Consider the following 14,902-nt stretch of genomic DNA (forward strand, 5'->3'; position numbering starts at 1 on the left):
TCTTCATATGAGTTTAAAACAACTAATCAAAAGTATTACGCCAAAATTCATTATCAATAAAATTCATGCAGCCCGTAAATCACAAGAAATGGCTGCATTTCATGCCTTGCCCGAAGAATCATTGGATGCCAAAAACCTAATCCACGAAAAGGATGTTAATCTTTCCGAAATTTTGAATTCAAAAGCTATAGGTGATTTATGGAAAGAGTCAAAGAAAGAAATTGATTCTTTTGATATACCAGATGGCACAGGAGGTGTCAATCCTGGTGACAGAAGAGCCTTATATTATTTATTATGTCATTTTAAACCATCATCTATTCTGGAAGTTGGCACTCATATTGGTGCATCTACACTACATATAGCATCGGCACTTTATATAAGCCAAGTAAAACTAGGGGAACAAGTAGAATTTACAACCGTAGATATTCGAGATGTCAATTGCACCAGCGAGAAGCCCTGGCTAAATTATGGCACTAAATTTTCACCTTTAGAAATGATTGCCAAATTCGGCTATGATCAGTTTACAACATTTAAAGCTGGGATGTCGCTTGACTTAATTAAATCCACTACCAAAACCTTTGATTTTATTTTTTTGGATGGTGATCATTCTGGCGGAACCGTTTATCAAGAAATTCCTGCTGCTCTTAAAATACTCAATAAAAATGGTGTCATTCTACTTCATGATTACTTTCCTAATATGAAACCCTTATGGTCTAACGGCTCCCTAGTTGAAGGGCCATATCTGGCAACCGAGAGATTAATAAATGAAGGTGCTAATCTAAAAGTTATTCCTTTGGGTAATTTGCCATGGCCCACCAAACTAGGTACCAACATCACGAGTTTGGCTTTATTAGTCCGAACTTAGTTTAAAAAAACTAACATAATTATTCAATAAAAAGTAGATTCTTAATCTTACTCCTTGAAAGCATTTGGGTATCTTTTTTTCAATGATTCCCATATTGACGGCAAATAAGATCCGTCTTGCATATCTCTCAAGACTTCGCTTGGATTTTCAATGAGTTTTTGAATCTCCGGAAAGTTTGACAAATCGACTCCAGCTTCCTCAAAGTGCTCCCGTAAGGGTTTCATACGCTCTTCAAAAATGTATCCATAATCCTTCAGCCATTGATCAAAATCTAATTTTTCAACATTCACTTTTGGACGTTGATTTACAAGTTTAGAAGCCAACGATGGTTCTTTCTGATCCTTTTCATCTCCATTGTTTTTTACAGTTTCATCTTCAGTAACAGTAATATCGGAGTTTTTTTCTGTGTTAATTTGATTTAAGATGATTCTAATTTGTGCTTTTAAACCTTCTATTTCTCTATCATGCTCCGCCACTTTAGCAGATAAATCATTTGTATTGATTCCAATAGCTACATTTATCATACTCGCCATTGCTCCAGTTTCTGAAGATTCCCATGCAACACCAACAATATTTTTGTAATCATCGCCCTGCATTTCGGATATTGGTTTTGCAATTGCTGTACCGTCGTTATTACCTGAAGGCAAAATATAATCCCCTACCTGAACTTCTCCTATAACCCTTACAGGAACCTGCCCCATAAATGCTACTTTTTCATATAGGTTCTCATTCATTTTTTGTGTTGAATTACCCAGTATTATTGGATTTGTAGACACAACCATTATATGGTTTGCCTCAACGGTATTTTTACTAATCATACCTCCAAAAACACCAACAACCTCTCCAGGATAGAATTGCTCATTGACATTCATTTTTAATAACCATTCTGCATAATCAGCTCCACCCGTTTTAAATGATACACCTACATTGCTTTCTGCATAAACAACCAACTCTATAAGTCTGGCATAGGCTGCAACTGTTTGAATTCCCATAAGAGTGGCTTCTGCAGCGTCCAACTGTATTCCACATGCTACGCCTTCAGCCGCAATAAAAGCTTCTTCAGCCAATGCATTTGCTGCATCCCAGATATAACGAAAACTATTATTTAGTTCATTTAAAGTCTGACCTTCAACAGCACCATGCTGACCTAAAGCATCAGAAAATGTAATAAAGTTTTTATTGCTGTTTCTGCCTCCATCAACGTCAATCCAAATTCCTTGATTAGATCCTTTTACCTCCAATGGATAAGAACTCGGGCTATTTTGACTACCATCAACATTCGCATTTATAATTACACGTCCATTCAAATTACTGGAAGCATTCACGCTTAAGGTATTACTCAATGTACTAATGCCCAAAACGTTCAAGGCGCTATTCAAATTGCTAGTTCCGCTAACATTTAAGGTATTGTTCAAATTACTCACACCGCTAACATCCAAAAGGTTTAAGTTTGAGTTTTGTGCTACTGTAATATTTTGAAAGTTTCCATCATTGAAATTCGCTTGCCCAATAACGGTCAAATCACCATTCAAAAGCGTATTCCCTTCAACAGTTAAGTCAGAATATAAATTAGTATCGCCACCAACTGCCAATTCACCATCAAAGCTAACCAATCCTTCTACGGTTAAATCGCCTGTGAGCAACGTTGGTTCTTGATTAAAAACCGTCAAAGTACCATTTAAGTTTGTGTTTCCATCTACCGTTAAATCACCCGTTAAGTGTGAGGGACTCGCATTATTTACATTAAAGTTGTTATTGAGATTGGTTTCACCATCTACATCTAAAGTGGATGTGGCAATAATTTCACGATGCTTTACATAGGGAATGTACGTGAGTTCTTGATAGCTAAACTCTATCCAACCATTGCCATCGTTTAAATCGATTTCAACTTTCAAAAACTTCTCATTGTTCCAATAAATTTGATTAAAAGCATTGATTGACGACTGGCCATGACCAATCATCAAATGAATCATACCATAAGCATCGGTTGTAGTGCTGTGGGTTTCTTGATATTCAACAGATCCATTATTATCTATAATTGAAAATTGAACCTGTAAAGGGGTATTGGGCAGGTTATTAGATGGAACATCAACCCCTGGAATTTCTTGTGGATTGTTATCAATGATAACTGCTTGGTAACTGATACCGTCGGTTTGTGAAAAACCAAAAAGCATTATCATACAACAAATAAAGAATAAGGCAAACTTTTTCATAATGTATACGTTTAAAATGGACAATTGCAATTAGGCAAATTGATAATCAGGCCCAATCCAAATTGGTGTGTAATTAGTTTTAATTGTTCTTGGTCAACACCATTTCCTTTTCCTATAAGCACGGTTCGCCCATAAGTATAGTTGACAAATAGTGATGTATTTCTTGAAATGGGATATTGCATTCCCAAATGACCTCGAGTAAAAAATATATAATTGTTAAATTCATCTTCACCTACCAAATTATAGACCTGATTGTTCAGCGTTTGAGTGCCTCGAATTAGGAATTCGGCAGCGAAAGAACCTTTGATATAAAATGAAAAATCGCGTAAACTGAACAGTTTTACATCCAATCCTGCATTGACTCCCAAATAGCTCACATCCCATTCAAAATAGTTGTCTAACCTGTTATCGCTTCCTATGGCACCATAACCGTTGTAAGACGCTCCCAGAGAAACAAACAGTGTCTGATTATTATTCAATACATTTCTGTAGCCCATACCAAAATAGATGTTGGTTTTTGACATTAAATTATCCAAAGATTCTCCTTGTGAGTTTTTATAATCGAAAGCTGATACCGTCGGTCCTAATTCCACATATAACTGTTGTGAAAAACCGTCTATTGCCAAAAACAGAAAACACCAAAAAAGTAAGTTTCGCGTCATACTATTTTCTTATCAATTTGGCTAAAAACGTTTTGGACCGCATCCTAACAACTAACACATAATTACCCGAACTCACTGAACCAAAATCAAGATCAAGTGCTTGTACAGGGCTAAATTCATTAACATAAATAGTTCTTCCCAACACATCAAGCAAGGTTACTTGTAAAACATCAAAGATGGCTTCGTTAAATCGAATATGAATGTCGTTATCAAATGGATTAGGATAAAAATAACCGTCCAAATCTGTATTAGAATCACCATTTAAAGCTGAAGGTGAAATAGGCTGTAAAAAACCCTGACGCAAGGAATAGCCATCTATATTATAAACAAACGTGACACTAGATTGACCGATACTCTCTTGAATAAAATAGCTTTTGTTATTGGCATAAATGAAATGCGAAGACCCTTTACTTGATAGCGTCTCTTTCATTTTGATTTGTGCCAATCCTGTTTGGAAAAACAAACAGCCAATTATAGAAATCAAAAATATTCGGTGCATGGTTTTGTGGTTGTCTTACAGCTAATGTATTTAGTATTAGCCGAGTAAAAAAGCAAAAAAGGCCATGTCCACCCTTTGTCCACCCTTCTGAAACCAGAATTTGGTAATTTTTATGGACTTTTATAATAGCAGTAAATACTATCATTTTTATTTACTATATTTCTGATTTACAATTAATTATATTATTAATTGAATAACAACTAACTAATATGACTTTTAATATGGCAACCAAACTGGTACTTCAAACTGTCCCACCAACAACAAATTCAAATAAGTCATTCTTTAAAGTGGACAATTTATTGTTCATACTATTTTTTATATTCTTAATAAACCCAATTACCGTTCTTTCTCAAAATCAAAACTATCTGGATAGTTTAGAAACTGTTTATAACACTTCCAAAGATGACAAACAACGCTTAAAGGCTCTTCAAAAACTTTTTAACGCCACATTGCATACCAATAATAAAGATGCTTTAGAATATGCCAGACAAGGATTAACCCTTTCCAAAAAAACGGAACTTAAAACAGCTATTGGAGATTTCTATAGAAACCATGCCTATTACTACCGATTTTTGCCAAACATTGACTCTTCTAGATATTATTATCAACAAGCAGTTGATGTCATGCAACAAGCCAAACCTGGCAAGCGAACCTGTTGGAACTATGAGGAATATGCCACATTGGAGATTTTACAAGGTAATTTTGAAAAAGGATTAATGTTGTTGGATTCTTCAATTGCCGTGGCCAAAAGACTCAAAAACGGCTTGCTCATAGCTAGTGCTGTAGGTAGAAAAACCACCACATATATTGATATGGGTAAATTTGATCTAGCTACCCAGTATGGATTAGAATCCTTAAAAATTTTGGATACATTGAAAGAACCTAGTTTAAAAGGTGAAGGAATTACTTTAGGTCATTTGGGCAGAATCGAAATGCTTCGAGGAAACAGTAATGAGGCCAAAGCTTATTTTCTCAAATCCCTTGAAAAATTTGAGGAAATTAATAATACTGAATGGCTGTCCATAACATACAATGAAATTGGAAACTTGGAAATTGAAAACGAAAACTATGACTTGGCTCTTGAAAATTATCAAAAAGCTTTGACATATTCCAAAGAGTTGAACAGACCAGATATGGAAATTATGAATTTAGCTAATATAGCCATGACTTATTCTGATAAGGGCGATTACAAGAAAGCCCTCAAAAGTATGCAAGAATCGGTTTTTATATCCAATACTATTCAATCCAAAAACAATATGATTGTTGGCTATAATATGCTTGGAGAAATCTATCGTAACGACAAGCAATATGGCAACTCCATAGAAAGTTATAACAATGCTGTGTCATTGGCCGATTCCATTTCAGCTTTGAAACTACTGGAAGAGGCCTATCAAGGGCGATCCCTATCATATGAAAAAGATAACAACTTTAAGCAAGCTTTGTTAGATCAGCGAAACTACCAAACCATTCATGATAGTATCTTTAACCTAGATTCTACAAAGGAAATTGAAGAGCTAAAAGTAAAATATGAAACAGAAAAAAAGGAAAACGAACTCTTAAAAAAAGAGAATGACATTGTTGTTTTGGAAGCGCAAAAGAAAAAGGATGATTCCTTTAGGTTGATTTTAATCATTGCTCTTATATCAGCCATTTTAATTGGGTTAATGACAGCCTACAGCTTGCGTCAAAAAATAAAACGCAATCGTGCCGAAAAAGAAAAATTGGATAATGAATTAAGTTTCAAGAAAAAAGAGCTGACTTCCCACGCCTTACATTTGGCAAAGAAAAATGAAGTCCTCCAAGAAATAAAAGCCAAAGCCAAAGAACTCAAATCTTCCAATTCATCCGGTGGTTACCAACAACTTATCCAAACCATCAACTTTGATTTGAAAGATGATAACAATTGGGAGAACTTCAAAAAATACTTTGAGGAAGTCCATAAGGACTTTAACAACAATGTTAAAAAGAAGTACCCTGAAGTTACTGCTAACGAACTCCGATTGATGGCCTTGTTAAAGATGAACCTGTCTTCAAAAGAAATTGCCAATATCTTAAACATATCTAGCGAAGGCATTAAAAAAGCCCGATATAGACTGCGCAAAAAACTAGATTTGTCTTCAGACGATTCGCTACAAGATTTAGTAATAAGCTTATAATCAATTATTTAATTAGTTAAGTCCACTTATTGTCTACCGGTTTAACTAGCAGTGTCCACTAGTTGTCCACAGTAAAAATTATCACACCCAAACAACCCATTGTAAGTTTGGAGTGCTATTAGTTTAGCATACCAGTTTTGTGGTGTCTTGCAATGGTTTTGGCTGCAGACAATTCCAATTGCATTTCGCTACAAACTTTCATAAACCACAAAACACTATATTATGAAAACTTCAATTCACAATTATTTTATTTTATTATTATGTGTCGTCATGATAAATTCATGTAGTTCAGATGATAATGACAACCAAAACCTGTCAAATAATGTAAATACAAGTATTGACGAAAACCCCAGAAGTGGCGATCTTGTTGCTACCATTACAACAAATCTTGTTGGAAATATTACTTACTCCTTGATTTCAGAATCGGTTACAGGTGCATTTACTATTGGCAATGATTCTGGTGAATTACGTGTAGCAGATTGGCAAGCATTTGATTTTGAAACTAATTCAAGCATAACAGCCATTGTAACTGCTACGGATGGTATCAATATATCAACTTATAACATAAATGTAAACCTAAATGATATGGACGACATCTGGTCGTTTTTAAACACATCAAGAACTGATTATGAAAATGCTGCCAATGGCGATTGGGTAATTATCACTGAAAGCGAGTACAATGACCTAGCGAATTACTTAAATGAAACTACTAAAAGTGGTGCTTCTGATACCGATATGTTTTCTAGTGCCAGCATAGCGCCAGCAGGCTCCCCTTTTACTGTAGCCAATAACAATGGTGAGAATTTACCAGAAGGCAGCTATTTTATAGCTTTTAAATACTATTCTTGGGATAATAACGTGGTCAGTAATCGTGTAAAACTTTCAACTTCTAGTATAACGGGGCCTTATGAAAATATAGGAGGCGCACTTCCAGAACATGACTCTGAATACAATCACTTTGTTTATAAAGGCAGCAATAATGCCATTAGTTCAACAGGTTATTTGGCCTTTTATGAATCAGTCTCAATGGGTTATAAAAACATTCAAGGAAATACTAACTTTTGGTATGCTACTGGAGATAGTAACATGCTAGATTCGGAAGATAACACTAACGCCGTATTTTTATATCAAGGCTTAAGTACTACCCAAAAACAATGGGATTAACCCATACTATTTTATGGTTAATTATAAGGGAAGCTTGAGGCTTCCCTTTTTTATTGACTTTATCAAAAAAATAACCGAACTTCGTTATCTGTCGACATAGTCAATTAAAAAAGACCATATCTTGAAGTTGTGTACCATTTAAAATGAAGACTAAATTTCACTGGAAAATAATAATTGCATTCGTTGTCTTACCAATTTTGGCATTGACTTTATTCGGATTCATTTATAGTCTCGTTATTGATTCTAAAGAAAAACCGCCAACTGAAGTGTATATATTTATGACTATATTCGGAATACTTGGATTCTGGCTTTTATTGACACTTCTTTTTAGGGCTAAAAAAATAAAATTCAACGATGGCAACCTAACAATAACAAGATTGTTCTTGTTTCAAAAATATTCATATGCCCAATCCGATATTGACCATTTTCAGGTTTTACTCAAGCAAGAAAACCCTTTTATGGCTTACGAAATATTACAGTTCAAGACTAAAGACAATAAATATCACTCTATAGTTAGTTATGAATTTCAGCACTTCAGAAAAATTACAGACTGGATACATAGAACCAATGCTAAACAAAAAGAAATAGGGATAATGAAATTTATTAAAAATGAATATGGACTATCCTTTATTGTCGCATTGATTATTTATATAGGATTGCTATACCTTTAATAAATTTAAAAAAAAAAAAAACGGTACACGACAATATATATAGCTTATGCTGGGTGAACGGCTACCAGCAAGGTTTTTGTTCCGTAGCCAGCTTTGGTTTCAGTGGACAGTAAATTGCTTCGAAACCGCCACAAGCCATATCCAAACCGATAACGAAACCTCCTAATTTACCACTTCCCCATAGAGGTCAAAGTCAGCTGCATCGGTAATTTTGACTTGTGCGTATTCGCCCGTTTTTAAATAGGTTTTAGAAGCATCAATCAGGACTTCGTTATCTACGTCTGGTGAATCGTATTCTGTTCTGCCTATAAAATAGTTGCCTTCCTTTCTGTCTATAACCACTTTAAATTCTTGGCCTATTTTAGCTTGATTGAGTTCCCAAGAAATCTGGGATTGTATTTCCATAATCTCATTGGCGCGTTCTTGCTTCACCACTTCTGGAACGTCATCTTCCAAATTATAGGCATGCGTATTTTCTTCGTGGCTATAGGTAAAGCATCCCAATCGTTCAAATCGCATATCCTGCACCCATTGTTTCAATTCCTGAAAGTTTTCTTCGGTCTCACCAGGATACCCTACAATCAATGTGGTACGAATGGTCATCTCTGGAACCGCTTCCCGAAATTGTTTGATGAGTTTGGTAGTCTTCTCTTTAGTCGTTCCACGACGCATACTCTTTAAAATGTCATCTGAAATATGCTGCAACGGAATATCCAAATAATTGCAGATTTTAGGCTCTCGTTTCATCACATCCAATACATCCAATGGAAATCCAGTTGGAAAGGCATAGTGTAAACGAATCCATTCAATACCGTCTACTTTTACCAAGGCTTCCAATAGTTCTGCCAGATTGCGTTTTTTGTATAAATCGAGTCCGTAATAGGTTAAATCCTGCGCAATTAAAATCAATTCCTTCACACCATTGGCTGCCAGTTTTTCGGCTTCAGTCACTAATTCTTCTATTGGTGTACTTTTATGTTTACCACGCATTAAAGGAATAGCACAAAAACTACAGGGTCTGTCACAACCTTCAGCTATTTTTAAATAGGCATAATTTTTAGGGGTCGTTGTTAAGCGCTCACCTATTAACTCATGCTTATAGTCGGCACCCAATGCTTTTAGTAAATGTGGTAATTCAGTCGTTCCAAAATAGGCATCCACATCAGGGATTTCCTTTTGCAAATCGGGCTTGTAGCGTTCACTCAAACAACCTGTCACAAAAACCTTGTCCACTTCACCTGCTTCTTTCTTCTGCATGAATTCCAAAATGGTATTCACACTCTCTTCCTTCGCATTATTAATAAAACCGCAGGTATTGATGACCACCACATTACCTTCCTCCTCATGGGCAACCTCCTTACCATTAGCTTTTAATTGCCCCATAAGCACCTCACTGTCGTAAACATTTTTACTACAGCCCAAGGTTACCACATTAATCTTATTCTTTTTAAGCGACTTTGTTCTCATAACTAAATTTCAGGCAGCAAAGATACAACCTAATTTAAACCTTTTATATCTTTAACAGTCATAAATAAAACATCTGTCTATGAAAGCCTCCCTTTTGTTATGTTTTGGTCTATCGCTATTGCTATCCTGTTCTTCCAGTGATTCTGAACCCAATATCCCAAACACGCCCGAAAATTCAACTGTATATTTCCCACCTGTAAATTCTAACACTTGGGTAACGACTGATCCAACCGAATTAAATTGGAACGAAAATGAGCTTTCAAACCTGATGACTTTTTTGGAAGAAAAAAATACCAAAAGTTTTATCATGCTTTACAATGGTAAAATTGCTGTGGGATGGTATATGAACGGTCATTCAGAGTCCTCACCTTGGTATTGGGCAAGCGCCGGAAAAACACTGACAACTGCATTGGCAGCAATTGCTCAAGACAATGGCACCATCAATATCAATAATAAAGTATCTGATTATCTTGGAACCGCCTGGACCAGTGCTCCTTTGGAAAAGGAAAATCTGATTACGTGTAAAAATTTGTTGTCTATGGATTCAGGATTGGATGATAGTTTAGGCGATGATGTTTCTCCTGAAAATTTACAATATATTGCCGATGCTGGAACGCGTTGGGCATACCACAATGTTTATGTAAAAATGCAAGATGTTATTTCGCAAGCTAGTGGGCAAACTTGGCCTAACTATTTCAATACAAACTTAAGGGATGTCATTGGAATGTCAGGTAATTGGATTCCATTGAACGATTTAAGTGTTTATTGGAGTAATACTCGCAGTATGGCGCGTTTTGGATTACTCATTCTTGCCAATGGTCAATGGGAAGAAACTCAAATTATCCCTGAAACCTTTTTAAATGATGCTACCAATACCTCTCAAGACATTAATGAAGCATACGGTTATTTATGGTGGTTGAATGGTAAATCAAGTTTTCATTTACCACAATCCCAATTTGAATTTCCTGGAGAATTGATTCCAAATGCTCCCAACGATATGTTTGCTGCTTTGGGTAAAAACGATCAAAAAATTTATGTGGTTCCCAGTAAAAATTTAGTGGTCATCAGAATGGGAGAAGCTGCTGATGATGAAAATTTTGCGCTCTCGACTTTTGATAATGACCTTTGGGAACGGATAAATGCAGTGATTGATTAGACGCTATCTATTTAAAGAATGAATCCACAAATTCATACTTATTGAAGACTTGCAAATCTTCTATACCCTCACCTACTCCAATATACTTCACAGGTATTTGAAACTGATCAGAAATTCCAATTACCACACCACCTTTTGCAGTACCATCTAATTTGGTAACAGCTAAAGAAGTAACTTCTGTTGCTGCTGTAAATTGTTTGGCTTGTTCAAAAGCATTTTGACCTGTAGAGCCATCTAAAACTAGTAAAACATCATGAGGTGCATCGCCAACCACTTTTTGCATTACTCGTTTGACTTTGGTTAGCTCGTTCATAAGGTTTACTTTATTATGTAAACGACCAGCCGTATCAATAATGATGACATCGGCATCTTGATTAACACCAGACTGAAGTGCATCAAAAGCTACAGAAGCCGGATCACTACCCATTTTTTGTTTAATCATCGGAACATCCACACGATCAGCCCAAACTTGCAATTGGTCAATGGCAGCAGCTCTAAATGTATCGGCAGCTCCTAAAACTACTTTTAATCCTTTCTTCTTGAATTGATAAGCCAGTTTTCCAATGGTAGTTGTTTTTCCAACACCATTGACTCCCACTACCATCAACACATATGGTTTTTTATCTGCTGGAATGGTATATTCTGTTTCTTCACCCGAATTTGTTTCACTTAACAATCCTGCGATTTCTTCACGAAGGATTTTATTCAGTTCATCAGTGCCTAAATATTTATCCTTGGCAACACGGGCTTCAATACGCTCAATGACTTTTAAAGTGGTATTGACTCCCACATCACTGGTCACTAAAACCTCTTCTAGGTTATCCAAAACCTCATCATCAACTTTAGATTTCCCTGCTACCGCTTTACTTAATTTATTAAAGAAAGACGTGTTTGATTTTTCAAGTCCCTTGTCCAGGGTTTCCTTTTTTTCTGAAGAAAATATTTTTTTAAAAAAACTCATAGTACAATTAATAACTAAACAGATCCTAGCAAATGCCTTGCCTTAATTGAAAATCTGCCCATTTGTCATTCGTCAATAAATATAAAACAAAAGCTGCTTCCGATAAACCGAAAGCAGCTTGAATATTTTTTCCTTAAGTAAAGACTTATTATTGCTTACTTAACCAATCGTTAACCAATTCAGGAGCCATAACAGACTCAACAAATGTGTAAGATCCTGTTTTTGGAGATTTTACCATTTTGATAGCTTTTGTTAAACGCTTAGATCCTGTTTGTAACGATGCTACTGATTTCTTTGCCATGTCTAAATATGTTTTAGGACATTTTCACCAGGTGAAAATCTCTTTAATTACTTAATCTCTTTATGAACAGTCATTCTCTTAAGAATAGGATTAAATTTTTTAATCTCCATTCTATCTGGTGTGTTCTTTTTATTTTTAGTTGTAATATATCTTGAAGTTCCTGGCATACCAGACTCCTTGTGCTCTGTACACTCTAATATTACTTGTATTCTGTTACCTTTCTTTGCCATTTTTCTAAACTTTTAGCTATTACTTAATGTATCCGTTTGCTCTAGCTTGTTTTAAAGCAGCAGAAATACCTATTTTGTTAATAGTTTTTAATGTTGAAGCAGCCACTTTTAATGTAACCCACTTATCTTCTTCTGGAATGTAAAAACGTTTCTTAACCAAATTCGCATTGAATTTACGTTTCGTTTTATTCATGGCATGAGACACGTTGTTTCCAACCATTGCCTTCTTTCCTGTAAGTTCACAAACTCTTGACATTTTTCTAACTTTAAGTATGTTAATGTGCTTTGATCAATCTATTATTTCAAAACAGGGTGCAAATTTAGTAAATCTTTGGAATATCAACAAACTAAAATAACTACTTTTTTAAAATTTCTTTTTGTAGCATTTCAAAAGCTTTACTAACAGCCTTTCCAATCACTTTAGTACGATGGTTTCCAAAATTAAATTCTTCAGAAAAAACTGTTTGTTTTGTTGCTATGGCAATAAAAACTGTTCCGACATCGGCATCAGAATCTCCCTTATCTGGACCTGCGTTTCCTGTTGTAGCTATCGCATAATCCGTGTTAAATAATTTTAAAGCACTTTCAGCCATAGCTTCGACCACGGGTTTGGAAACCACTGAATGTTCATCAATTAGTTCCTTTGAAATTCCTAACACATTAATTTTAGCCTCGGTGGCATAACTTACCACACTACCCTTAAAATAGTTGGAAGCACCAGGAATGGCTGCAAAAGACTCGGCTATTTTTCCTCCTGTGCAACTTTCGGCGGTGGCTACCGTTTTTTGCAAGTGGGTTAATTGTTTTCCTATTAGGGCTTCAATAGATTCATCGGTTTCAAAACCAGCAAAAATATCTTCTATTTGTGGTAACAACGCATCAATTTGTTTCTGCATCTCGGTTTCTACCGACTCCTTGCTCATCGCTTTAGCCGATAGACGCAATCGCACACGACCCAATCCAGGAAGATAAGCCAACTTCATAAAACTCGGCAAATTATCTTCCCAATCCTCTATTTTTGCTGCTAATGAACTTTCACCCATACCATAGGTTAATAGTGTGACATGTTTGATATACGGAAACTCATAGGTCTTGCGAAGTCTCGGAATGACTTCATCATACATCAAGGCTTTCATCTCATAGGGCACACCCGGAAGTGAAATGAAAAATTTATTGTTTTTTTCCAACCACATACCTGGAGCACTGCCGTATTTATTCATCAATACCGCACATTTTGAAGGGACTAGTGCTTGGTCAATATTAACTTGCGCTAGTGGTTTTTTGATGTAAACTTCCCAAAGATGCTCGATGTTTTTTAAAACCGCATCACTTTGAATTAGAGTGTCATTAAAATATTCAGCGAGGGTTCGTTTGGTGATATCATCTTTGGTTGGACCCAAACCGCCTGTAATTATGATAATATCGGCATTTTCCTCAGCTTCACGCAACGATTTCAAAATGTGCTCCTTATCATCTTGAACCGATGTGATTTGATATACCGAAACACCTATTTTATTCAGTTCCTTACTAATGAAGGCTGAATTGGTATCGACAATCTGACCAATTAGAATCTCATCTCCAATGGTTATGATTTCAGCTTGCATTACAATCCAAAGTCAGCTTTTATTTCTTCAACAGCATTCTCAACAGCCGTTGCGACAATGTGTAATTTTTCAGTTGGGTCCATATCCGTTTTCTCAAACTTTCCCCAATCCTGCACCTCAATTAAATCCTGAAGTACACCCAACTCGAACAGATCGACAGTTGGTTTCATTTTGTGAGCTGCTTGGTAAGCCGAGTAGTAATCAGTTTTGGCAACAGCGGATTTTAATCGTTCTAAATCTTCTGGCACTTCCTCTAAAAATGCAGCAGCCAAAGCCGCTACAAAATCTTCATCATTATCAGCCATTTCACGTACTCGGTATAATTTGTAATGTTGTTCCATTTATTTTATTGTTATTGAAAACATTTCTTTGTCTTCCAAAAATCCTTTTAATCTATCATTGGCAACTACCTTGCCAACACCAGCAGGTGTTCCGGTAAATATAATATCTCCTATCTTTAAAGTAAAATATTTAGATACATATTCTATTAATTCGTCAATTTTCCACATCATATGACTGGTGTTTCCCATCTGAACCACTTCATCATTTTTTTGAAGCGAGAAATTGATAGTGTTTAAATCTGAAAACTGTTCTTTGGAAAGCCATTTTCCTATAACAGCTGCACCATCAAAGGCTTTAGCCGTTTCCCATGGCAAGCCTTTTTCTTTTAGTTTCGATTGAAGGTCGCGTGCCGTGAAATCAATTCCCAAACCTATTTCATCGTAATATTTATGGGCAAACTTTTTATCGATGTACTTACCGACTCTATTTATTTTGACCAACACCTCAACCTCGTGATGCACCTCATCTGAAAAATCAGGAATGAAAAACGGTTGCTTTTTTAATAAAATGGCAGTATCTGGTTTTAAAAACACAACGGGTTCTGTTGGTCTTTCATTCTCTAATTCTTCAATATGTTTGGCATAATTACGGCCTATACAAACGAGTTTCAT

The 14,902-nt window shown here is 35.7% G+C and carries 16 protein-coding genes; 5 read left to right on the forward strand and 11 right to left on the reverse strand.

Annotated elements, in window-relative coordinates; translation table 11 throughout:
- Positions 1-7: 7 nt before the first annotated feature.
- Entirely contained in the window at positions 8-865 is an 858-nt protein-coding gene (locus C1T31_RS04700; protein ID WP_103051337.1) for an O-methyltransferase, read from the forward strand.
- Positions 866-912: 47 nt separating this feature from the next.
- Here C1T31_RS04700 and C1T31_RS04705 read toward each other — a convergent pair whose 3' ends face one another.
- The 3 genes from C1T31_RS04705 to C1T31_RS04715 are packed head-to-tail and all read right to left on the reverse strand — an operon-like array spanning position 913 to position 4,239.
- Complete coding sequence (locus C1T31_RS04705) at positions 913-3,078, reverse strand: translocation/assembly module TamB domain-containing protein (protein WP_123912623.1); 2,166 nt, start codon at positions 3,076-3,078, stop codon at positions 913-915.
- 11 nt (positions 3,079-3,089) lie between these two features.
- Positions 3,090-3,740, reverse strand: a complete 651-nt coding sequence (locus C1T31_RS04710) for an outer membrane beta-barrel protein (RefSeq protein ID WP_103051339.1) — start codon at positions 3,738-3,740, stop codon at positions 3,090-3,092.
- 1 nt (position 3,741) lies between these two features.
- On the reverse strand, positions 3,742-4,239 hold the full coding sequence (locus tag C1T31_RS04715; RefSeq protein WP_103051340.1) for a T9SS type A sorting domain-containing protein: 498 nt from the start codon (positions 4,237-4,239) through the stop codon (positions 3,742-3,744).
- Between the two features lie 221 nt (positions 4,240-4,460).
- Here C1T31_RS04715 and C1T31_RS04720 point away from each other — a divergent pair, with 221 nt between their 5' ends.
- The 3 genes from C1T31_RS04720 (at position 4,461) to C1T31_RS04730 (ending at position 8,230) form a co-directional block, all read left to right on the forward strand.
- Positions 4,461-6,395, forward strand: coding sequence for a tetratricopeptide repeat protein (locus tag C1T31_RS04720; RefSeq protein WP_165780069.1), 1,935 nt, complete (start codon positions 4,461-4,463; stop codon positions 6,393-6,395).
- A gap of 222 nt (positions 6,396-6,617) precedes the next feature.
- Positions 6,618-7,559 (forward strand): cadherin repeat domain-containing protein, encoded by a 942-nt coding sequence (locus C1T31_RS04725; protein WP_123912624.1) that lies wholly within the window; start codon positions 6,618-6,620, stop codon positions 7,557-7,559.
- A 143-nt stretch (positions 7,560-7,702) separates the two neighbouring features.
- The gene (locus tag C1T31_RS04730; protein ID WP_103051343.1) at positions 7,703-8,230 is read left to right on the forward strand and encodes a hypothetical protein; all 528 of its coding nucleotides are present in this window, start codon (positions 7,703-7,705) and stop codon (positions 8,228-8,230) included.
- A 162-nt stretch (positions 8,231-8,392) separates the two neighbouring features.
- Here the strand turns inward: C1T31_RS04730 and rimO are convergent, their stop codons facing one another.
- Entirely contained in the window at positions 8,393-9,697 is a 1,305-nt protein-coding gene (rimO, locus tag C1T31_RS04735; RefSeq protein WP_103051344.1) for a 30S ribosomal protein S12 methylthiotransferase RimO, read from the reverse strand.
- A gap of 79 nt (positions 9,698-9,776) precedes the next feature.
- On the opposite strand from rimO, the gene C1T31_RS04740 reads away from it, so the two are divergent.
- Positions 9,777-10,853: a serine hydrolase domain-containing protein gene (locus tag C1T31_RS04740; RefSeq protein ID WP_103051345.1), complete on the forward strand. Its 1,077-nt coding sequence runs from the start codon at positions 9,777-9,779 to the stop codon at positions 10,851-10,853.
- 7 nt (positions 10,854-10,860) lie between these two features.
- Here the strand turns inward: C1T31_RS04740 and ftsY are convergent, their stop codons facing one another.
- The 7 genes from ftsY to C1T31_RS04775 all read right to left on the reverse strand — a co-directional run bounded on the left by ftsY (position 10,861) and on the right by C1T31_RS04775 (position 14,902).
- Complete coding sequence (gene ftsY / locus C1T31_RS04745; RefSeq protein ID WP_103051346.1) at positions 10,861-11,814, reverse strand: signal recognition particle-docking protein FtsY; 954 nt, start codon at positions 11,812-11,814, stop codon at positions 10,861-10,863.
- Between the two features lie 148 nt (positions 11,815-11,962).
- Positions 11,963-12,115 (reverse strand): DUF4295 domain-containing protein, encoded by a 153-nt coding sequence (locus C1T31_RS04750; RefSeq protein ID WP_103051347.1) that lies wholly within the window; start codon positions 12,113-12,115, stop codon positions 11,963-11,965.
- Between the two features lie 47 nt (positions 12,116-12,162).
- A complete protein-coding gene (rpmG, locus tag C1T31_RS04755; protein ID WP_031444791.1) occupies positions 12,163-12,345 on the reverse strand; it encodes a 50S ribosomal protein L33 in 183 nt (60 codons plus the stop codon).
- A gap of 19 nt (positions 12,346-12,364) precedes the next feature.
- Positions 12,365-12,601 carry a 50S ribosomal protein L28 gene (gene rpmB, locus C1T31_RS04760; RefSeq protein WP_103051348.1) on the reverse strand — a complete coding sequence of 79 codons (237 nt, stop codon included), beginning with the start codon at positions 12,599-12,601 and terminating at the stop codon, positions 12,365-12,367.
- A 100-nt stretch (positions 12,602-12,701) separates the two neighbouring features.
- On the reverse strand, positions 12,702-13,949 hold the full coding sequence (locus C1T31_RS04765) for a competence/damage-inducible protein A (RefSeq protein WP_103051349.1): 1,248 nt from the start codon (positions 13,947-13,949) through the stop codon (positions 12,702-12,704).
- A complete protein-coding gene (locus C1T31_RS04770; RefSeq protein WP_103051350.1) occupies positions 13,949-14,290 on the reverse strand; it encodes an Hpt domain-containing protein in 342 nt (113 codons plus the stop codon). The genes C1T31_RS04765 and C1T31_RS04770 overlap by 1 nt, the downstream gene beginning before the upstream one ends.
- A complete protein-coding gene (locus C1T31_RS04775) occupies positions 14,291-14,902 on the reverse strand; it encodes a fumarylacetoacetate hydrolase family protein (RefSeq protein WP_103051351.1) in 612 nt (203 codons plus the stop codon). It abuts the gene before it with no gap.

Origin of the sequence: Hanstruepera neustonica (assembly GCF_002895005.1) — a bacterium.
Taxonomy (GTDB): domain Bacteria; phylum Bacteroidota; class Bacteroidia; order Flavobacteriales; family Flavobacteriaceae; genus Hanstruepera; species Hanstruepera neustonica.